Here is a 20642-nt window from a genome sequence, read left to right as displayed (position 1 = left end):
CTAGAATCGCCGGGCTGGGGATTACCTGAGGATGGAGTCGGATCATGTTCCAGATGTTCGGTTTTGGCGGCGCCCGGTGCCCGCGCTGTGAGCACAAGAATGCGGGCGGCGCCGGCTATTGCGCGGCCTGCGGCATCACGCTGGGCGCGCCCCGGAACAAGCCGGTGCTGGTCGAGAACCGCTGGGTTGCCGGTCCCGACGAGCTGGCCGTATTCTTCGGCGTGAACGCGCTTTCGGGCCTGTTCGTGAAGACGCTGCGCGTGCCTGCCACCGCGCGCGCCTGGATCCTGCAGGGCGACCAGGCCACCGAAGTGCCCCAGGGCGAATACGAGATCGAGGGCTTCTTCACGCGCCTGAACCACCTGCTGCGCGACGGGCATGCCGAGATCCTGATCACGCGGACCAGCGCGCTGCCGGTCGAATTCGCGTTCGAGGACCTGGAGACGGTCGAACACCTGCAGGTGGCGGCGCGCTTCACCGTCAGCCTGCGCGTGGAGAACGTGCCGGCCTTTGCGCGCCACTTCATGACCATGCCCGGCGTGGTCGGCAGCGCCCAGTTGCGCGAACTGCTCGAACCGGCCGTGCGCCAGCTGGCCGCCGAGTTCGTCGGCGCCCAGTCGCTGCGCGAGATGGCCGCCAACCGCGACCTGCGTCCCCAGTTCGACGAACGCCTGCAGGGGGCGCTGCGCCTGCTGCTGGCCCAGTACGGTCTGGGCGTGGCCGGGGTCGACACGCTGGCGCTGCGCCACGACAAGTTCGACGCCAACCGCGCGCGCATCGGCACGCTGTGGCTGGCGGCCGACGAGCGCCGCGTGCAGATGGCGCATGCGCGCCAGCTCGACGAACTCTACGACGAACAGGAATGGCAGCGCATCCGCCGCGAGGAGCACGAGGCGCGCCTGCGCCTGCGCCGCCTGGAGCTGCGCCAGGACGAAGCGCTGGACCGGGCCGAACTTTCCCTCGGCAATGCCGAGCGCGCCCACGGCATCCGGGCGCGCGAGATCGACCTGTATGCACGGGTGGCCGAAGCGAAGTCGCGCCGCGAGGCGATCGAGCGCGGGGCCGGCGAAGTGCTGGCCGAACTCGAGCACGATTTTGCCAAGAAGCGCGGCGAGCGCGCCGGCGAGGAGGCCGAATGGCGGCACCTGCAGGCCCTGGCCCAGATCCGCATGCGCGGCGCGCTCGAGGTGGCGCAGCAGGAAGCGATCGGCGCGCGCCAGCTCGCCCAGCAGCGCTTCGCCCAGACCCTGCTGCTCCAGCAGATCCGCAACAAGGTCGAGCAGGTGAAGGAGATCGCGGACGCCTCGCGCCAGCGCGAGGAATTGGCGCGCCTGCGCGCCGCCGAAGACCTCGCTGCCCGGCGCGCCCGCGCGCTCGACGAGGAAGAGCACGCCGCGCAACTGGGCCTGCTGGCGCTGGCGAACACTGCGCGCCGCCGCGCGCTTGAACGCGAACAGGAATGGGAAGAGCTGGCGGGGCAGCAGCGCATGCGCGAACTGCAGCGCGCCGAAAGCCTGGAAGCCGAGCGCGTGCAGCAGAAGATCGATGCCCTGAAGCGCGAGGGCGGCCAGCAGGACGCGGTCGCCCAGCACGAGAAACTGCTGCGCACCATCGAGGCCGAGCACCGCCAGGCCCAGCGCGCCAAGGAAGTCGAGCTGATGGCCGGGGAGCGCCAGCACGCGCTGCGCCGCGCCGAGCAGGAAGCGCAGTGGCAGCAGGAGCTGCGCCGCCTGGGGCACGAGCGCGCCGAGCGCGCGGCCCAGCTCGACCATGCGCTCGAACTGGCGCGCATCGAGATCGCGCGCGCCGAAGCCATCGGGCGCCTGGACGACACGGCGAAACTGGCGGTCGCCGCCGCGCCGAATGCGGCCGTGCTGGCCGACTACATGAAGACGCGCGTGCACGCGACCATGGATGCGGGTCAGCTCGCCTCCCTGGCCGGCGTGGTGGCGGCCGGCGGCGAACTGAAGGCGGTGGACGCGGCGCGCCTGGCCCAGGAAGCGGCCGAGCAGGAGCGGCTGCGCCGCGACCGCGAGGTCGACAAGGACAGGCGCCACCAGATCGACCTGCTCACGCTCCAGAACGACGTCAACAAGACGGCGCTCGGCGCCCAGGCCAGCGTGGCCGGCGCGCTGGTCCAGGCGGTCGAGGAGGCGCGGCGCTGCGCCCAGGGGCATCCGGCGCGCGCGGGCGACCGTTTCTGCGCCAGCTGCGGCGCGGCACTGCAGGACTGAGCCGGCGATGCAGACAGCCATCGACAAGATCCGCGAACTGCGCGCGCTGCACGACGACGGCCTGCTGAGCCGCCAGGAGTTCGACCAGCGCAAGAACGCGATCCTCGATGCGGTGTACGCGCTCCCCCCGGAAGACAAGGCGGCGCGCGGCACCGAGCTCGGGCTGATGCAGGGCCAGCAGGTCGGTCCGGCCAACCGCCGTTACCGGCTCGAGCGCCTGATCGCGCACGGCGGCATGGGCCAGGTCTGGCAGGCGACCGACCTGGCGACCCACGCGGAGCTGGGCCACAGCGCCCAGGTCGCATTGAAGATCCTGTCGCCGGAACTGACCGAGAGCGCCAGCCACGCCAAGCTGCTGGTGCAGGAGGCCACGCGCGCGCGGCGCCTGGCGCACGAGCACATCGTGCGCGTCTACGACTGGGCCCAGGACCCGGCCACGTCCAGCTATTTCGTCATCATGGAACACCTGGAGGGCGAGGACCTCGACGCCCTGCTGGCGCGCGAGACGCCGCTGCCTTTGGCCCGGGCGCTGGCGCTGCTGGCGCCGGTGGCCGCGGCGCTCGACTACGCCTGGGAGAAGCACGGCCTGGTGCACCGGGACATCAAGCCGGCCAACGTCTTCGTCACCCGGCGGGGCGAGGTCAAGCTGCTCGACTTCGGCATCGCGGCGCGGGCGAGGAAGGGTCAGGGCGCGGTGTCTCTGCTGGAAGCGCCCGGCGTATCGGGCACGCCGGGCTACCGGGCGCCGGAAGCGTCCACCCCGAACCTGGCGCCGGCGCGCACGCTGGACGTGTACGCGGTGGCGGCGATGATCCAGCAGATGGTGGCGGGACAGCTGCCGGCCGCTTCGGTCGGGGCGGCGACGCGGCCGGCGGCCCTCGACGAGGCGCAGTGGCGCGCACTGCTGGGCGGGCTCGCCCACGATCCGGCCGCGCGCCCGGAAAGCGTGTCGGCGCTCCTGATGCTGCTGGAGAGGGTGGAGCTCGGGGAGCCGGACGAGGCGGACGAGCCGGATGCAGCGCTCATCGAAGCCGCTTCCTCTGCGGGCGCCGAAGCCGTGGACGCGGCGCCCGCAGCGGACCTTGCCTCTCCCGCGGCGACGGAGCCGGCGCCGCCTGAACCAGCCCGGCCGGCGCGTGCGCCGCAGCCCTTGAACGAACAGGCCCGCCGCGAGGCCGCCGCCGCGGTGGCAGCCCAGGCCGCGGCCGACAGGCTGCGCCGCGAACAGGAGCGCCGCGCGCGCCAGGAGGCCGAGGAAGCGCGGCGCGCCCGGCGCGAAGCCCTGCGCGAACAGCTGCGCGCGCGCCAGGCGGAAGAGCTCGCGAAGGCGCGCCAGGCCCAGGAGGAGGCCCAGCGCAAGGTGCTGCAGGCCAGGGCCGCGGCGGCCTACCTGGCCGAGCAGGAGCGCACGCGCGCCAGGGCGGGTGCGCCTGGCGAAACGGGCGCACCAGCGCCGGCCGCCGCGCCGACAGCGGCGGCCGCCCCCGTCCTGATGCGCGACCGCTTCCTCGACGGCAGCGCGGAGGGGCCGGAACTGGTGGTGCTGCGCGCCGGACGCTTCCAGATGGGTTCGCCCGAGCACGAGCGCAGGATCGCGATGGCGGCGGGCGCCCAGAAGAACTGGCTGGCGCGCGAGACCCCGCAGCACTGGGTCGGCATCGCGCGCCCTTTCGCGCTGGGGCGCTATCCGGTGACGGTCGGGCAGTGGCGGCTGTTTGCCGAGGCTACCGGCTGGCGCTCCGAAGGCGAGGTCGACTGGGCGGCACCGGGCTTCCCGCAAACCGACGACCATCCGGTGGTCGGCGTGAGCTGGGTCGACGCCCAGCATTACCTCGCCTGGCTCAGCGAGGCCACGGGCGAGCGCTACCGCCTGCCCAGCGAAGCCGAATGGGAATACGCCTGCCGCGCCGGCACGAAGACCGCCTTCAGCTTCGGCGACAGTATCCACACCGACCTGGCCAACTACGACGGCAACTTCACCTACAACGGCGGAGCGCGCGGCGCGTACCGGCGCGGCACCACGCCGGTCACGCATTTCCCGCCCAACCCCTGGGGCCTGCACGACATGCATGGCAACGTCTGGGAATGGGTGCAGGACGTGATGCACGACAGCTACGAGGGCGCGCCGCTCGACGGCAGCGCCTGGGAAGAGGGCGGCGAGCGGGCCCGGCGCATCCTGCGCGGCGGTTCCTGGCTCTACAACCCGCGCTACCTGCGCTCTGCGCTGCGCAACGGTTTCTCGGCCGTGATGTCGAACGACATCGTGGGTTTCCGCGTGGCGCGCGAGCTGCCCGCCGCGGCTTCCGAGGACGAATCCTGAGGGCGATGCCTGCGGGCTAGCGTGCGCCGTGTCCTGGCGCCCGGAGTAGCCTGAGAACTTTCAAAACGGTCTTTTTAGCGTCGTACGAAAGGACACGTCATGAACATCCCCGAACATCTCCGCATCCCGATGATTGTTTTCGGGCTGCAGGCGGCCTTGCTGGCGGGCTGCGCCCTCATCTTCCTGGTGTTGCTGCCGCAGGGGCATTAGAGAGCGAGCGGTCGCGCATGCCGACCGTAGGGTGGGCACTCCGTGCCCACGCGAAAGCGTGCGCGCCGTTGGCCGCGTTTGGAAACGCACGCCTCGATAGTCGCCAGCGCTTCTGGATGATCATTGTTGGCGCTGTCTTCGTGCGTCGTTCTCGATGGGAGCAGGGCTGACTCGATGCGGCTTTCCGCGTGGGCACGGAGTGCCCACCCTACTGTCGAGGCCGACGCAGGGAATCAGGACACGTGACGCTCCGCCGCCGCAGGCGTCTGTCCGCTACGCCCGTCCGGATACGCCCGCGCCGCGAAGCGCGCGCCGCGCGGCCAGCCCTGCAGGCGCTCGGGCGCTGTAACTGGGGTCAGCGGGGTGTCGACGCCGCTGCCCGGATCGGCATGCCAGAAGCCGCCGTCGCGGTGGAACAGCAGCGGCAGGCCGAGCGCGCCCAGGCGCGGCGTGAAGCCGGGCTGGCGCTCGGGGTCGACGATGTAGAAGGCCTCGTGCGCCATGCCCGCGTCGAGCCGGTGCAGCAGGATCGCGTTCGGCAGGACGGCGGTCACCTCCAGCACCGCAATGCCCGGAATGCTGGCCGTCAGTTCGATGCGCATGCCCGGGCGCAGGGTGATGCTCTTGTGCTTGCCCGGCCAGGCGCCGTCGACCAGCAGGCCGTAGCGCGACACGTCCTCGATCTCGAAACCCTCGCGGCCGCGCCGGATCACCGCATGGCGCGCCGACAGGCGGCGCGTCAGGCCGTCGCGGGCGGGGCCGGTGGCGTCGTGGTGCATCAGGCGGATGTCGGCATCGCCGTCGTGGCGGCCGAGTATGCATTCGTCGAGCGCGAACAGGCGCAGCCAGCGGGGGCGCGCGCTCCCGGCGCCGGCGAATTCCAGGCAGGCGCTGCTGGCCGGGCAGGGGTGTCTGGACTCCTCGGCGGGCAGGTCGATCTCGAGCAGCTCTTCGTCCCAGGCAATGCTGGAAAAGCCCAGGTCGATCTTGCCGCCGCGCGCGTCGAGGTCGAGGTGGGCGATGCCGGCGTTGTTGGCGGCGACATCGATGTCGACCCGGCCGCCGGGGAGGGCATCGAGGCGGGCATTGACCCGGGCGATCGAGGCGTCGTCAGCGCTCACGCGCACGTTCTTGTGGGTGGCAAGGAAGGTCTGGTGGATCTCGTGCAGGCTGGCGTCGAGGCGCGGCGCCAGGATCAGGAGGGTGGCCTGCCAGGAGCGCGCCGGCCGCGTGCGGCTGTGCAGTTCCAGTTCGACCCGGTACTGGCCGTGCTCCAGCCCGCGCGAGGAAAATTCGAGGAAGACCGGCAGCCAGTCGCCGCGCAGCGTGCGCGTGAAGCTGTGGCGCTCGCCGCCTTCGAGGCGCAGGCGCGAACTGGCCAGCATCGCCACCTGGGGGGCGCAGTCCGGCGGCATGCCGCGCAATTCCAGCTTGAGCACCTGGCGGCCGCCGGCGGCGCGTGGGTCGAAACCGCTGACATGCAGGTGCGGGCGCCGCAGCGCCGGGGCGACGATCGGCGCCGCGGCGGCGGCTTCAGGCTCGGGCGCGCTCATGGCTTCCGCGCAAGCCGGCTGCGGGTGTCCGTGCGCGCAGGTTCCGTCCCCTGGCAGGACCCAGACAGTGCAATGCGGATGATCAGGATTGGCGCAACGGTTCATGGGACTGGCGGGCTCAGGGACAGGGCAAGCTTACGCGTTTTAGCCCGGCAATGGCGCGCGCCTGGCCGGCGAAAATTGGCTTAAAGCACTATTTCCTATTCTAAATCAATTGCTTTCCGGCAGTGCCGTTTCGTCGCGGCGCGCGGGGCGGCAGCGCAACACGATGGCGGTCAGGTTATCTGGCTGCAGGCCCACCGGCGGGCGCGCTTCCATCTCGTCAAACAGCGCGGCGACCCCGGCCGCGGCGTCGCCCCGGCCGAGCAGGCGCGGCCAGCGCGCGACGAATTCCTGAGGGTCGGTGCAGGACCAGAAGCCGTCGGTGGCAAGCAGCCAGGTCGCGTCCGGGCGCAGCGCGAGGGCCCGGCGGTCGGGCAGGGCGTGCAGCCAGGGCGGCAGGTTCTCGCTGGTGAGCGCAAACAGGCCGTCGTCCAGGCGCAGCGGATCGGCAAAGGTATTGCCCAGGATGAAAGCCTGGGCGATCTGCGGCCAGTGTTCGCCGTGCACCTGGCGCCACCACGCAGCCTCGCCGAGCAGGCCGCTCATTGCGTAAGCCGTGGCCGGCACATGGTCGACCGTGAGCGGGCTCACCCTGCCTGCCCCGATCTCCAGCAGGCGCGAGTCGCCGGCATGCCACAGCAGCGCCTGGCCGCCGGGGGCGATCTCGAGCAGGGTCAGCGTGGTGCCGGGGCGCGGCCCCGGTTCGCCGAGCGCGTCGAAGCGGCGCTGCAGCGCGGCGTGCAGGGCGTCGAGGTGGGCGCACAGGCTGTCGAGATCGGTACAGGCCGGAATGTCCAGCAGTCCGGCGGCGGCGGCTTCGGCGGCTTCCCGACCGTGGCCGTGCCCGCCCATGCCGTCGAGGACGGCCAGGCGCACGTGACCGGGCGGCCAGCCAGGCAACTGCACGCGCTGCGGCGCGCCCCCGGCCAGGAAGGCAGCCCGGCCCCGGGTATCGATGAGGACGCAGTTGTCCTGGTTCTCGGCGCGCAGGACCGGGCCGGCGCCGATGCTGCTCCTCGCCGCCACGTCCAGGTGGGGGCCGAAATCGAGTCCTTCGAACATGACGCGTGTCCTGTTCAGGCAGGCTGGTTGATGGGAACGGGCCGCAGCCCGCCGCAAGGTGTCCATGGTATCGTATAGCATGGTAACTTAGGGTTTTGGCAAAGCCCGCACCCCTCATGCTGATCCGACCTCTCGAAGAAGCCGATCTCCCCCTGTGCGCCCGCCTGCTGCGCGACGCCGCCAGCGAATTCATCGTCCATGAATCGACGCCGGAAGGCGCCGCGACTTTCCTGCGCGAGAACGACGAGCACGGGCTGCGCGCCTATGTGCACAGCGGCCACGTCTACCACGTGGCGCAGATGGATGCGGCGCTGGCCGGCTTCATCGGCGTGCGCGCCAACAGCCACCTGTTCCACCTGTTCGTCGACAAGCGCTGGCATGGGCGCGGCCTGGCGCGCCAGCTCTGGGACGTGGCGCGGCGCGAGGCCGTGGCGCGCGGCGGTTCGGGCGAGTTCACCGTCAATTCCTCGAACCATGCCGTGCCCGTGTACGAGGCCTTCGGCTTCGTGCGCACGGCGCCGACGCAATGCGTGAAGGGACTGTATTTCAACCCGATGCGCTACACGCCAGCTACGCCGGCTTGAAGATCCCATCAGCGCCTGCGCTCGTCCGCGCGGCGTAGCCACAGGCTGCTGGCCCACCCTTCGACGGCGGCGCCTTCGACCTGGGCAGTGACGCGCCACCAGTCGCCATCCTGGCTGCCGGTCGCGGTGACGACCGAGCCCGCCGGCAGCACCGCCACCCGCGCTGCGCCGACGCCGACGGCCGAGCGCAGGTTGAGCGCATCGGCCACACGGTAGCTGCGGCCCGGCAGCGGCGCGTCCTGGTGCACGGCGACCGCCGGCTGGGGCGCGGTGCCGGCAGGCGCCGCCCACCACCATAGCGCGGTCCCGAATGCCCCGGTTCCGGCCACCAGCACGGCCAGGGCGCGCGCGTTGGCGCGGCGCCACCAGGCGCGCGGCGTGAGCCAGGCTGACAGCGCCAGCGTCAGCAGCAGCGCGGCGCCACAGCAGGCCAGCAGGGTGAGGATCGCGGGCATCCTTACGCCTCGATGCGCAGCACGTAATGGCCGGCGACGATGTGGTGCCCGGCCGGGACCAGGCAGGGCGCCTCGAGCGTCGCAGCATCGAGCGCGGCGACGAAGCCGAGGCGCTCGTCGAGGTGGAACAGGGCCTGGGTCGGCGACTGGCGCGCGACGCGCCAGCCGTCAGGCCCGGCCTCGAAAGTGAAGGCCTCGCGCGACAGGCCGAGGCGGTCGGCGCTGCCGGCGTCCATGCCGTCGGCGCCGCGCAGGCAGGCGTTGTCGAACACGCGCAGGGCGCCGAGGGCGGGCGTGCCGCGGCCGAAGGCGATGCGCGCGCCGCCCGGGACCGGCAGCGAGGGCGCCTGCGGCAGGCAGACCAGGGCGCTGTAGCGATCCGCCATCTCGGGCGCGGGCGCCAGCACCCGCAGCTCGAGCCCATCGAGCGGCGCGAAGCGGTTCGGCACGCCGATGCGCTGGCGCCCGCCTGCGCCGATGGCGTAGACCTCGTCGGCCTCGTCGACCGCGAAGCCGATCAGGCAGTCCTCGCCCGGCGCGCACACCGCCAGCTTGCGGTCCAGGCCGAATTCGAGCAGCTGGGCGCCGGTCTCGCGGTAGCGGCTCAGGCGCGGCAGGGCCAGCGCCGCCAGGGCCACGCGCTGGCGCGCCACCGGGGCGAAGGTCGCTTCGCTGCCGGCGTTCGGGTGCGCGCGCTGCAGGGCCGGAGTGGCGGTCAGGTCGGCGTCGTCGAGTGTGCGTGCGCGCGTCTTCCAGACGGCCGGCACGCGGACCGGGGCGGAAACAGGCGGTGTGGCGGCCGGACGGGGCGCAAGCTGCGTGGCCTGCGCGATGCGCGGGATCTGCGTCATGGCCGGCTGGCTGGGCGTGATTCTCAGGAGCAGGCGCCCCGTGCTGCCCGGTGCATCGCCGCGCCGGGTGCGGATCGTGTAGTAGCCGCCGGCGGCATCAAAATGGCACTCGAACGCGTCCTTCGGGCGCACCTGCACTTCGATCGGTGCGTCCGGGCCGTCGTTGATCAGGAGGATGGCGCCGTCCAGCGCGAAGGGCCAGCCCGGCACCGCGTGGGTGGCGCTGGCGGCGTCGTGCCCGAGGACGGTCAGGCGCTGGCCCGGGTAGATGGGGCACACCGTTTCCCAGATGGCGCTGTCGCGCGAGACGCTGACCGAGTACTGCACCTGCTCGCCAGGGGCCGGCAGGTAGACGGCATGGCCGAACTTGACCTCGACCTGGCCCGGCTCCAGCGCTTCCGAGCCGACCACGTGGTAGCGCACCTCGTCGGCGCCGAGCAGGTCGCCGAAGTCCTTCTGGTGCAGCGACTGCAGGGTCTGGGTCAGGTCGCGTACCCGGGCGCCGCGGGTCAGGTGGCGGTCGTCGTCGACCTCGTCCTGCGGCAGCATCAGGGTCACGTGGGAGAAGCAGCGGGTAGGCGCGCGTCCGCGCTGCTCGCGCGGCGCGCGCTCGAGCAGGTCGCGCAGCAGCGGGCGGCGCGCGAACAGCGCCAGGCCAGGCGCCTGCCACAAGGCTTCGGCGTTGAACACATCGCTCACCTTGCCAAGGGATTCGTGTTGGACGTAGACCGGCATGATTAACTCTCCTCTAAAGATTGGGCGCCCGCGGCACCGAACGCTAGCAGGGGGAAGATGAAAAACAGGAGGTGCGAGCCGCCCGCCGACAGAAAGCTCATCGGCTGGCCCATGATCGGGAAAAAGGCCAGGTTCGTGCCCCAGGACAGCAGGAAGTGGCCGAACACGAAGGCCGCTCCGCCGCACAGCACGAAGCAGCGCAGGCGGGCGCGCCAGGCATGGCGGAAGTCGCGCGCCGCCAGGCCCGCCTGCCAGGCGCGCTGGGCCGCATGCAGGAGCGCGCACAGGAACAGGGCCTGCAGCGTCCACAGGGCCAGGCCCGCCAGCAGGCCGTGGCGGTGCAGGAAGAAGGAGGGCGCGAAGTCGTCCTGCACCGCGGGAATCGCCAGGGCATCGGGCGCGCCTTGCCCCAGCGCCGCCAGGCCGAACACGCCGTCGGCGCCCAGCCAGCCGCCGCTGGCGACCGCGCGGGCGCCCAGCAGCAGTTGCTGGCCGGTGTGCGGATGGGCCGCCGGGTCGAGCCAGACCAGGAAGCGCTCGCCGTAGAAATTCCAGTGCGCGATATCCTCGGGACTGGCGCCGCGCAGCAGGGCGACGGCCAGCACTGCGCCGGCCGCGAGCAGCAGCACGCCGCAGGCCACGGCCTTGCGCCGCACGGCGAGCGACCAGGCCAGCAGCATGGCCGCGCCCCAGACCAGCAGCAGGATCAGGGGCGAGTAATCGTCGACCTGGACCAGCGCCACGGCCAGCAGGACCATGAACAGCAGCGCGGGCGAGGCCAGGCGCAGCCAGCGCAGCAGGGCGCCGTTGCGGGTTTCGCCCGCGCCCAGCCCGAGGGCGACGCAGTGGGCCGTCAGCACCGTGAGCGCCAGCTTGGCGAATTCCACGGGCTGGAGGTCGAAGACGCCGGTCTCGTTGCCCCAGCCGACCTGGGCCAGGAGGGCCAGCACCGCGCCGCAGGCCAGGGCCAGCAGCAGCCATTCGACCTGGGCCTGCGACAGGGGGCGGCGGCCCCGGTAGAGCGCAGCCAGGCCGGCCAGGCCCAGGCCCAGCGTGGTGGCGGCGGCGGTCTTCTGGAAGTGGCGCATCCAGGAGGTGTCGGCTGCGGCCGCGCCCAGCTCGAGCTGCAGCAGCAGGCCGCCGGCCAGCAGCAGCACGCCGGTCGCCAGCACCGGATTCGGACGGCGCGCTTGGGTGCCGGACCCGGCGCCGAGCCCAATGCCGTACCAGAGCGCGGCCCAGGCCGGCAGCAAGCTCAGGGCGGGGCCGGGCGCCTGGCCGGCGCGCTGGGACAGCAGCATGGCCAGGCCGGCAAGGACGAGCGCGACGCCGGCGCCGCAGCGCACAGCCAGCCCCGGATGCTTGCGGCAGGCCGTACGCCAGGCAAGGAAGGCGGCGAGCAGGCCGCTGCCCAGCGCCAGGGCGGCGGCCCAGGGCGCCCAGCCCGGCAGCAGCCAGGGCTGGCGCGCTTCCCACTGCCAGGTGACCGCCGCGGGCAGTTCGGTGCGGGTCTCGCCGAACAGGGCAACGCGGCTGACCGGACGCAGCCGCAACTGGTCGCCATCGATATCGGCCAGCAGCCGGGTACGCCCGACCGTGAGCGCGGTGACCCCCGCCAGCGCCTGCTCGCGCAGGGCCAGGTCGACCGGCAGGCCGTCGATCTCGGCCAGCAGCGGCGCGCGCCCGGCGCCGGTGGCGGCCAGCAGGACCGGCGCACCGTCGCCGAAGGCAATGCTGGCGCTGCCCGGAGCGGCCTCGGCATTGCCGATGATGGTCGCGCAGGACAGGTTGCCGCCCAGGCGCAATGGGCGCGCGAAGCCGAGGAAGGCGGGCATGAAGCGGTTCCAGGCGGACAGCAGGCGCGCGCCGGGCGTGGCCTGCGGGCAGGCGCCCTGGGTTTCGCCGTCGCGCCGCACCAGGGCGCCGTCGTAGTCCCAGACGTGGCGGCCGTCGTTCAGGCGCAGGTGGCTGCCGGCAGCCTCCACCGTATAGTGCGTGGCGCCGAGCGTGAAGCGCTGGCCCGCGAGCAGGGCTAGTTCGCCGCTGCGCCGGGATTCGCCCATGGTCTCCAGGCGCAGGCCCTGGATGCCGCTGGCGCTGGCGATCCACCAGCGCCCGGCCTCGTCGCGGCGCAGCCGCAGGTGGCGCGGATCGGCCCCGGGCGCGGCCAGCTCCGCGCGGCCCAGTTCGATGCCCTGGCCGGGCGCCAGCGTGACCGCGATCCGGGCGGGGCTGAAGGCGGGCGGCATGCGCAGCAAGGCCAAGGCCTGCAGCGCGCACGGGAGGAGCAGGGCGGCCGTCGCCAGCGTGCCCACGGCGATGCGTCCGGCGCCCCTCACGCCGCCCTCCGCTCTGCGCTTCGTTCGGCGCTCCTTGCCGGATTTCGGGAGCCGTCGATGCCGCCCTGGGCTGCCGCGATCAGGCGGCTGATCTCCAGCGCATGGCGCGGCCGGTCCTGGGGCCGCAGCGCCAGCAGGGCGCGCAGCAGGGCCAGGGCCGCCGCCGGGTCGCCGCGGCACTCTCCCGCGCCTGCGCAGGCGAGGAAGCGCCCGGCCTCGTCCTCGGCCAGCACCGGGGGCAGGGCGCCGCCCCAGGCCGCGCGCAGCTGGGCGGCGCCTGAACTGCCGTGGGCGCGGTAGGCATCCGCGCAGGCGCCGTGGTAGCGCAGCGTGGCGCCGTCGGTGACGAGATAGAAGAAGATGGCGCCGAGCGCAAAGTAGTCGCTGCGCGCATCGGTCAGGTAGCCTGCGCCCTCGGCCGGGAAGAATTGTTCCGGCGCCTGCCAGCTTGCGGTGCCGGCATAGGAATGCTGCTGCGCGTCGTCCAGGCTGCGGTTGGTGCCGAAGTCGGCCAGCTTGAGCGTGCCGCGGGCGGCGTCGACCAGCAGGTTGGCCGGTTTCAGGTCGAGGTAGCGCCAGCCCTGCTGGTGGACCTTGGCCAGCGCCTGGTTGATCTGGGCCAGCCAGGCCAGCGCCTGGGCCAGGCCGGTGCGCCGGCCGGCAGCCTGGTTGGCCGTCATGTGCGCGGCGAGGTCGCCGTCGAGCAGTTCGAGGGCCAGCGCGGGCAGGCCCTCGTGATGGCCATGGTCGAGCAGGCGTACGATGTGGCGCGCGTCCCAGGGCGCAAGGCTGGACAGGAAGGCGATCTCGCACGCCGCGCATTCGCTCCAGCGCGCCTGCAGCGCGGCGGGCGCACGCGCCATCTGTTCGCGGTTGACCAGCTTGAGCGCGACTTCACCGTCCGGGCCGCCTTCGGCGCGCCAGACCAGGCCATAGGCCGAACCGGCCAGTTGTTCGCGCAGCCGGTAATGGCCGCCCGCGAGTGTCACGATGTCGCCGCTGTCGTACATGCATCCCTCCGCTAATGACGGGGCGGCAGGCGCCGCCGCTGCAGGCTAGCGGAGGGGAGGGGAAAGGGGCGTTGGGTGGACGGACGAAAAAAAGCCGCGTCGGCGACGCGGCTCTTGTGGAGTGGGCTGGATCAGTGGCAGGCTGGATCAGCGGCGGTAGCCGTCGCGGTCCCAGCCGCGGCCATCGCGGTAGCCGTCGCGGTCATGGCCGCGGTCCCAGTCGCGGTCGCGGCCGCCACGGTCACGCCCATGGTCCCAGCCGCGGTGACGCGGTTCGACGTACACCACCTCGGGCTGGCGGTAGTAACGCGGGGCCTCGTAGTAGACCGGGCGCGGCTGGGCGTAGACCGGGGCCGGACCGTAGTTGACCGAGCCGTAGCCGCGGCCGCCGTAATGACGGCGATCGTCGTGGGTGCTGATCGAGTTGCCGACTGCCGCGCCAAGCACGCCGCCGACCAGGGCGCCGGTGCCACCACCCGCACTACCGCCAATTGCTGCGCCGAGCACCGCGCCGACCGCCGTATTGACGCCGCGGTCGCCAGCGAATGCCGAGGGCGAGACGGCAACCGCGGCCAGGATCACCGCACCAAAGCATTTCTTGTTCAACATGGCTTTTCCTTTGTTCCCCGGCGTGGATCGACATGATCGCAAGGAGGCCGGGCATGGACACACTATAGTTCTGCCCGCACAGGGTCTCATCGACTAATACAGACTTTTACAAGTCGGGGTGGTCTCGTAACATTCTTTTGACAAGGCTTGCAGACCGCCGCGCCCGCCCCATCTAACACACACCGCTTCCACTCTTCTCCACACCATGTCAGCTCGCCGTAACCTGTTCACCGTCCTTGCCCTGCTCATTCTCCTGCACGTGTATATCGGGGCGCGGCTGATGCCGGACATGGGATTGGGGCTGGGCGGCATGCTGGCCGGCGTCGTGCTGCTGGCGCTGTCGACCGTGCTGGTGCCGGTCGGCCTGCTGTCCTCCTCGTTGCGGCGGCGGCGCTGGTCCGAGCAACTGGCCTGGTTCGGCCTGCTGGCGATGGGCCTGTTTTCTTCGCTGCTCGTCATTACGTTTCTCCGCGACATCGTCCTGCTCATGGTGCGGGTGAGCGGCTTTGCCAGCCCGGCCTTCACCCACTGGAGCGCGGCCGGGGTGCCGCTGCTGGCGCTGGCGGTCACCCTGATCGGCTTCGTCAACGCGCGCCGCCTGGCGCGGGTGAAGCGGGTCGATGTGCCGATCGCCGGCCTGCCGGAAGAGCTGCATGGTTACTCCATCGCGCAGATTTCCGACATCCACGTCGGCCCGACCATCCGCCGCCCCTACCTGAACGCCATCGTCAACCGCGTCAATGCCCTGAAGGCCGACGCCATCGCGGTCACCGGCGACCTGGTCGACGGCAGCGTGCAGCGCCTGGCCCTGCATACCCAGCCGCTGGCGCGGTTGTCGGCGCCGGACGGCGCCTTTTTCGTGACCGGCAACCACGAATATTACTCGGGCGCCGAGGAGTGGATCGCCGAGGTGCGCCGCCTGGGCCTGACCGTGTTGCTGAACCAGCACGTGGTGCGCGAACGCGGCCGGGCCAAGGTCCTGATCGCCGGCGTGCCGGACTTCACTGCCCACCATTTCGTACCCAGCCACCGCAGCGACCCGCATGCCGCCGCAGCGGGAGCGCCGCGGGGAGTCGATGTGAAGATCCTGCTGGCGCACCAGCCGCGCACGGCGCCGGCCGCCGCCGAGGCCGGATTCGACCTGCAGCTCTCCGGCCACACCCACGGCGGGCAATTCTTCCCCTGGAATTTCTTCGTGCCGCTGCAGCAGCCTTTCGTTGCCGGCCTGCACAAGGTGCGCGCCCTCTGGGTCTACACCAGCCGCGGCACCGGCTACTGGGGGCCGCCCAAGCGTTTCGGGGCGCCTTCGGAGATCACGCTGGTGCGCCTGGTACCGGCGTGACGATAGCCGGCGCGCAGCAAAAACCTGCCATATGCGCTAACCTTCGGGTCCCTAGTACTTGACTGAAGGAATCACCGCATGAACCGCCGCATCCGCATTCCCGCTCTCGGCCTGATGGCCGCCGCCCTGCTGGCCGCATCGGCCCAGGCCGCCAGCCCCGGCAACGATCCCGCCGCGCTGGCCAGGATCCGCGATACCGCGATGGCGAGCGATTATGCCTGGGAACGCACGGCCGACATGACCGACCTGATCGGCCCGCGGTTGTCGGGCTCGGCCGGCGCGGCGGCGGCCGTGACCCAGGTGGCCGATGCGATGCGTAAACTCGGCGCCAAGGTGACCCTGCAGCCGGTGAAGGTGCCGCACTGGGTGCGTGGCGCCGAGAGCGGCGAGCTGGTCGAATACCGCGGGCGCCCGGCCGGCATCACCCAGCGCGTGGTGCTCAGCGCCCTGGGCGGCTCCGGCGCAACCCCGGCCGAGGGCCTGAAGGCCGAAGTGATCGTGGTGTCCAGCTTCGACGAGCTCAAGCAGCGTGCAGGCGAGGTCAAGGGCCGCATCGTCCTGTTCGACGTGCCTTTCGACCAGCACATGGCCGACCGCGGCCTGGCCGGCCAGGCTTATGGCCAGGGTTCGAACTACCGCGTGAACGGCCCGCGCATCGCGGCCGAGATGGGCGCGGCGGCGGCGCTGGTGCGCTCGGTTGGCGGCGCCAACTACCGCCTGCCGCATACCGGCAACTCGGGCCTGCAGGACGGCGCGCGCATCCCGGCCGCCGCCGTCACGGTCGAGGACGCCATGCTGATGAGCCGCCTGGCCAGGCGCGGCCCGCTGGCGATGCGCCTGGTGCTCACGCCGAAGATCCTGCCCGACGCCGACAGCTACAACGTGATCGCCGACCTGCCGGGTACCGACAAGGCCGACGAGGTCGTCATCGTTTCGGGGCACCTCGATTCCTGGGACCTGGCCACCGGCGCCCACGACGACGCGGCGGCCGTCGCCAGCGCCATGGCGGTGTTCGATACGCTCAAGAGACTCGATTACCGCCCGCGCCGCACGATCCGCATGATCGCCTGGATGAACGAGGAAAACGGCACCCGCGGCGCCCGCACCTACCTCGAAGCCCAACAGGCAAACGCCGGCAAGCACATCGGCGCCATCGAGAGCGACAACGGCGTCGGCCGTCCCTTCGGGTTGCGGGCCAGCGTGCCGGCGACCTCGAGCAAGCTGTTCGCGCCGCTGCAGGCGGCCCTGCTGCCGATCGGCGCCGGCGTGTTCCAGCGCCAGGATGCGCTCTCGACCGGCGACCTGTCGGGCCTGGAGCGTGCCGGCGTGCCGAGCTTCGCACCGCTGATCGATACGTCGAGCTATTTCGATTACCACCACACCGCCGCCGACACCCTGGACAAGGTCGACCCCGACCTGCTGCGCCGTCATGTGGCCCTGATGACGGCCACTGCCTGGTTCCTGGCCAACATCGAGGAGCCGATCGGCCGCGCCAACGTGCCGGCGAAGTAAACCGTCCAGCCGGCCAGGCCGGCCGGCGCGGATTGCGTGTGCCCGCGCCCCCCGCCGCGGGCATTTTTTCGCCAGGCGCGGCGGCCGAGGCATCATCATGGTGCGCTGCAAGGTGCGCGCCGGACCGTACGCTGCCAATTCAGCCATTGCGGTAGACTCCCCCGCACATATCTCAACGGAGGACACCATGACTGGACGGAAGAAACTGGCAGGACAGCGTATCGCCGTGCTCGCCGCGGACGGCTTCGAGAAAGTGGAATTGACGGCGCCGGTGGCGGCGCTGCGTGCGGCGGGCGCCGAGGTCGACATCATCTCTTTGAAACGCGGCAAGATCCGCGGCATGAACCTGCACCAGCCCGCCGACCTGGTCGCGGTCGACTGGACGGTCGACGAGGTCAGCGCGCGCGACTACGATGGCCTGCTGATTCCAGGCGGTTTCATGAATCCTGACGCGCTGCGCCAGTCGAGCGAGGTGCGCGATTTCGTGCGCGCCTTCGACCTGCTCGACAAGCCGATCGCCACGCTCTGCCATGGCCCCTGGGTGCTCGCTTCCGCCGGGCTGTTGTCGGGCCGTACGCTGACCTCCTGGCCCGGCGTGCGCGACGACATGGTCCATGCCGGCGCCACCTGGCTCGACCAGGAAGTGGTGCGCGACGGTAACCTCGTGACCAGCCGCGGCCCCCAGGACATGGTGCCTTTTGTCCGCGAAATGGTGCAGCTCTACGCAGGCGGCCCGGCCAGCAATGGCGCGCTGCGCCGCCGCCACTCGGATCCGCAGCGCGAAAGCCCGAGCGCCGTCACCGGCGCCGCGATGCGCTGGATGCCGCGTTCCCCGCTCGGCGCCGTGCTCGGCCTGGCGCTGCTGGGAGCGGGCCTGATGGCCGTCAGCCGGGCAAGCAACGGCGGCAACGGCCGGCGCATCTCGGCCGCCGAAGCGCGCGGCGCCTCGGAGTAAGGCAAGCGTCAAGACAGGCGGGGAGGGCGCGGACGAGTCAAACGATCCGCGCCCGGAAGCGGAATGCTTCCTTGCAGTCTTCCTCGCAATCTTCCTGTCTCTGGTGGGCCTCCGGCGTCGGCCCGGCTGTTCCCGGCCGCGCCCACTGTCCGGCCCTGTGCCCGACCAGGGGGCTACTCGATCAGCACCCGCCGGACGGCGCGCGCATGGCCACGGAACGGCCGCCCGTAGACCGTCTGGATGCCGCTCGCGAAGTTCTCGCCCCAGACCAGCTGGGAGCGCGTTTCATGCGGCTCGGACGACCAGTACCATTCGCGCGCGAACTGCTCGCGCAGGTTGGCGAAGAGCAGCGACAGCTCGCGCCGGTTCGGCAGTTCCCCGCCTTGCGCCCCCGCCCAGTCGATCGCTCCCGGCCAACTGACGTCGCCCAGGTCGCCGGGAAGCAGGATCAGGTGATGGTCGGGTTGCCCATCCTTGCCGAGGATGACCCCGGCGTAGTGCTCGCCTTCCTTCAACGTCTCTCGTAATTGCATATAGATGCCCATCGTGTCCTCGTGCGTCGGTGTGTGCGTCCATGTATGACACCGGCCTCGTCGCTTTAGTTGCCGCTCTGGACACGACCTGGATCAGACCTTTGTTCGATTGCAGAGAAACCAGGGAATTCAGTTGCTGCAGCAGACGGGAAATGTCCAGGGAGGCCAGCACAAGGAAGAAAATGGGCCAGCTAACAACAGGGGCCTTGATCTGACGCAGGCCTGCACCAACCGCGTATTGATCTGACAAGCTGTTCGTGTAGAATCGGATGTTTCATGCGGTCGGTCTCCGCCTGTCGCGGCGCGCCGATGGCGGATTGAATACGGTAACTGGAATGTCACGCTCTCAGCACGATCAGTCGTTCAATTTGACGTCCCTCCGCGGTGCGGCGCCTGCCCGTGCCGCTTCCCATTTCCGCTTCCAGCATGTGCGCTGTTGCATTCCCGCCAGCGCCGCCTGTGCCCGCATTTCCGAGCATCTCGCCCGGCTTGGTTGAGCTCGGCCGACAGCACGCTGTCGTCAGCCGAGCCTGCCCAACCTCATGTTGCCGCCCACCGCGGCCGGCATTTTCAACCTTCGGCAGTTATCTTCACAAGACCGCCAATGGATATCGTAGAGATGAACACGGAACAGAAATCGCAACAACAGAACCTCAACCCTGAGGCCAACGCGCGCCGGCCGCGCCGCCGCATTGCGCGGCAGCTGGTCGAACGCGGGGAGCGCCTGCGCAACCGCGCCGGCGTGATCATCGGCCTGTCCCTCGGCGTGCTGGCCCTGGTCAGCGTGCTCGAGTAAGGCGGCCGGCGGTGGCGCTCATTCGGCCAGGGGGAGCGCCATTTCCGGGCTGTTGGCGCCGGCCCGGTTGACGGCCGGCGTGACCTTGAACCACTCGAAGGCCTCGGGCGGGAGCGCTGCGTTGCGCGCCAGCTCGACCGCCGCCTCGGGCGAGAGCGCCGGATCCAGCCACAGCGCCGCGTCGGCGGCATCGAGCACGACCGGGCGGCGGTCGTGGATGTCGAGCATGCCTTCGCCGGCATCGTCGGTCACGATCACGAAGCCGGCCTCGGCCCGGTTCTCGGTAAACGTGCCGAAATTCGCCAGCGCCAGCATGAACAGGGGCGCACGGTCCTTGCGATGGATGTGCCAGGGCTGCTTCTTGCCTTTTTCGCCGGTCCACTCGTACCAGCCCTCGGCCGGCACGAGCGCGCGCCCGTTCCTGAGCAGACGGCTCCAGTAGCGGTTGGTCAGCTTGTCCAGGCGGGCATTGATGGCGATCGGAATCTTGCCCTCCGCCCATTTCGCGCGGTAGCTCCAGAATACGTCGTCGATACGGCGCTCGCCGTCCTGCAGGTGCATGACGGGGCGATAGCTGCCCGGCGAGACGTTGTAGGCGGGGCTGGACTCGCTGTCGTACACCGCGTCGGCCCAGCCGAACACGTTCGCGTAGTAGCGTGCCGTTTGGCTTTGGTCAAATCGTCCACACATGGGGCCATGGTACTGCAAAAATGGCATCTGCACGATTGCAGCACAGCGGGGCGGTTCGGCACGGCAGGGAGGTGCTATCCTGAGACTGGTTAACATGGGAGGAAACAAGATGGCCGTAGCCTGGCTGAAGGTATTGAAGGCGGTTCCGTGGAGCGACGTGATCGCAGCGGCGCCGCAGGTGGCAAACGGCGCGCGCAAGCTGTGGGATACGGTGGGCCGCAAGCAGGGGGCGCCGGGCGCCATGGCCGAGGAAGCGATCATGCCGGGCCAGGCCGTGGGCGACGACGGCGTGGCGATGCTGGTGGCGCACATCGAGCAGCAGGACGCGGCGATTGCGCAGATGCACAACCAGTTGCGCGACGCCTCGAAACTGATCACCGAACTGGCGGACCAGAACGCCCAGCTGATCGCCAAGATGGAAGCGGCGCGCGGACGCCTGCAGGTGGTCGGGGTCATCGCGGCGTCCGGCCTGCTGGTCAGTTTCGTGTCGCTGGTGCTGGTGCTGGCGCGCACCTGAGGATGGATCGATGAAGTTTGTCCTGCTCCTTTTCTTCCTCTTCATTTTCGTGTCGATGCTGCTCAATTCCAGCCGCAAGCGCGGCATGCTCAACGAGGATGCGAACAAGGCGGTCGCCGGCCTGGCGAGCGCGATGCGCTGGTTCCTGTTCGGCTTGCTGGTCCTGGGCGCGGCCGTGTGCGGAGTCCTGATCTACCAGGGCGCCTGAGGCGCAGGCCGGCGGGTCTGTGTCA

At 70.9% G+C, this 20642-nt stretch carries 18 protein-coding genes; 9 read left to right on the top strand and 9 right to left on the bottom strand.

Features of this window, described 5'->3' with window-relative positions; genetic code table 11:
- Positions 1–44 precede the first annotated feature (44 nt).
- Positions 45–2234, top strand: a complete 2190-nt coding sequence (locus ACSUZJ_RS15655) for a coiled-coil domain-containing protein (protein WP_499409676.1) — start codon at positions 45–47, stop codon at positions 2232–2234.
- Positions 2235–2241: 7 nt separating this feature from the next.
- Entirely contained in the window at positions 2242–4554 is a 2313-nt protein-coding gene (locus ACSUZJ_RS15650; protein WP_499409674.1) for an SUMF1/EgtB/PvdO family nonheme iron enzyme, read from the top strand.
- A 443-nt stretch (positions 4555–4997) separates the two neighbouring features.
- Here the strand turns inward: ACSUZJ_RS15650 and ACSUZJ_RS15645 are convergent, their stop codons facing one another.
- Positions 4998–6317: an FHA domain-containing protein gene (locus tag ACSUZJ_RS15645; RefSeq protein ID WP_499409672.1), complete on the bottom strand. Its 1320-nt coding sequence runs from the start codon at positions 6315–6317 to the stop codon at positions 4998–5000.
- 210 nt (positions 6318–6527) lie between these two features.
- Positions 6528–7481, bottom strand: a complete 954-nt coding sequence (locus tag ACSUZJ_RS15640) for a PP2C family protein-serine/threonine phosphatase (RefSeq protein WP_499409670.1) — start codon at positions 7479–7481, stop codon at positions 6528–6530.
- Between the two features lie 116 nt (positions 7482–7597).
- On the opposite strand from ACSUZJ_RS15640, the gene ACSUZJ_RS15635 reads away from it, so the two are divergent.
- Positions 7598–8065: a GNAT family N-acetyltransferase gene (locus tag ACSUZJ_RS15635; RefSeq protein ID WP_499409668.1), complete on the top strand. Its 468-nt coding sequence runs from the start codon at positions 7598–7600 to the stop codon at positions 8063–8065.
- Positions 8066–8073: 8 nt separating this feature from the next.
- Here ACSUZJ_RS15635 and ACSUZJ_RS15630 read toward each other — a convergent pair whose 3' ends face one another.
- From ACSUZJ_RS15630 to ACSUZJ_RS15610, 5 genes are all read right to left on the bottom strand, one after another.
- On the bottom strand, positions 8074–8520 hold the full coding sequence (locus ACSUZJ_RS15630) for an SH3 domain-containing protein (RefSeq protein ID WP_499409666.1): 447 nt from the start codon (positions 8518–8520) through the stop codon (positions 8074–8076).
- A 2-nt stretch (positions 8521–8522) separates the two neighbouring features.
- Positions 8523–10106 (bottom strand): hypothetical protein, encoded by a 1584-nt coding sequence (locus ACSUZJ_RS15625; RefSeq protein ID WP_499409664.1) that lies wholly within the window; start codon positions 10104–10106, stop codon positions 8523–8525.
- Positions 10107–10108: 2 nt separating this feature from the next.
- The gene (locus ACSUZJ_RS15620; protein ID WP_499409662.1) at positions 10109–12445 is read right to left on the bottom strand and encodes an FtsW/RodA/SpoVE family cell cycle protein; all 2337 of its coding nucleotides are present in this window, start codon (positions 12443–12445) and stop codon (positions 10109–10111) included.
- Positions 12442–13455, bottom strand: coding sequence for a protein kinase domain-containing protein (locus ACSUZJ_RS15615; RefSeq protein ID WP_499409660.1), 1014 nt, complete (start codon positions 13453–13455; stop codon positions 12442–12444). The genes ACSUZJ_RS15620 and ACSUZJ_RS15615 overlap by 4 nt, the downstream gene beginning before the upstream one ends.
- Before the next feature lie 147 nt (positions 13456–13602).
- Entirely contained in the window at positions 13603–14064 is a 462-nt protein-coding gene (locus tag ACSUZJ_RS15610; RefSeq protein WP_499409658.1) for a glycine zipper domain-containing protein, read from the bottom strand.
- A gap of 205 nt (positions 14065–14269) precedes the next feature.
- On the opposite strand from ACSUZJ_RS15610, the gene ACSUZJ_RS15605 reads away from it, so the two are divergent.
- The 3 genes from ACSUZJ_RS15605 (at position 14270) to ACSUZJ_RS15595 (ending at position 17873) form a co-directional block, all read left to right on the top strand.
- Entirely contained in the window at positions 14270–15406 is a 1137-nt protein-coding gene (locus ACSUZJ_RS15605) for a metallophosphoesterase (RefSeq protein ID WP_499409656.1), read from the top strand.
- Between the two features lie 78 nt (positions 15407–15484).
- On the top strand, positions 15485–16918 hold the full coding sequence (locus ACSUZJ_RS15600; RefSeq protein WP_499409654.1) for a M20/M25/M40 family metallo-hydrolase: 1434 nt from the start codon (positions 15485–15487) through the stop codon (positions 16916–16918).
- A gap of 187 nt (positions 16919–17105) precedes the next feature.
- On the top strand, positions 17106–17873 hold the full coding sequence (locus ACSUZJ_RS15595) for a type 1 glutamine amidotransferase domain-containing protein (protein ID WP_499409652.1): 768 nt from the start codon (positions 17106–17108) through the stop codon (positions 17871–17873).
- Between the two features lie 173 nt (positions 17874–18046).
- On the opposite strand, the gene ACSUZJ_RS15590 is transcribed toward ACSUZJ_RS15595, so the two are convergent.
- Positions 18047–18406: an Lcl C-terminal domain-containing protein gene (locus ACSUZJ_RS15590; RefSeq protein WP_499409650.1), complete on the bottom strand. Its 360-nt coding sequence runs from the start codon at positions 18404–18406 to the stop codon at positions 18047–18049.
- A gap of 619 nt (positions 18407–19025) precedes the next feature.
- Between ACSUZJ_RS15590 and ACSUZJ_RS15585 the strand changes: the two genes are divergently transcribed.
- Positions 19026–19202: a hypothetical protein gene (locus ACSUZJ_RS15585; RefSeq protein WP_499409648.1), complete on the top strand. Its 177-nt coding sequence runs from the start codon at positions 19026–19028 to the stop codon at positions 19200–19202.
- Between the two features lie 18 nt (positions 19203–19220).
- On the opposite strand, the gene ACSUZJ_RS15580 is transcribed toward ACSUZJ_RS15585, so the two are convergent.
- Positions 19221–19892 (bottom strand): SOS response-associated peptidase, encoded by a 672-nt coding sequence (locus ACSUZJ_RS15580; protein ID WP_499409646.1) that lies wholly within the window; start codon positions 19890–19892, stop codon positions 19221–19223.
- Positions 19893–20001: 109 nt separating this feature from the next.
- Here ACSUZJ_RS15580 and ACSUZJ_RS15575 point away from each other — a divergent pair, with 109 nt between their 5' ends.
- Together ACSUZJ_RS15575 and ACSUZJ_RS15570 are read left to right on the top strand one after the other, a co-directional pair.
- A complete protein-coding gene (locus ACSUZJ_RS15575; RefSeq protein ID WP_499409644.1) occupies positions 20002–20409 on the top strand; it encodes a hypothetical protein in 408 nt (135 codons plus the stop codon).
- A gap of 10 nt (positions 20410–20419) precedes the next feature.
- Positions 20420–20617 (top strand): hypothetical protein, encoded by a 198-nt coding sequence (locus ACSUZJ_RS15570; protein ID WP_499409642.1) that lies wholly within the window; start codon positions 20420–20422, stop codon positions 20615–20617.
- The last annotated feature ends 25 nt before the right edge of the window (positions 20618–20642 follow it).

Origin of the sequence: Telluria sp. B2 (assembly GCF_051789535.1) — a bacterium.
GTDB lineage: Bacteria > Pseudomonadota > Gammaproteobacteria > Burkholderiales > Burkholderiaceae_D > Telluria.
The sequence above is the reverse complement of the archived record's forward strand: the minus strand, read 5'-3'. Positions and strand labels throughout refer to the sequence as shown.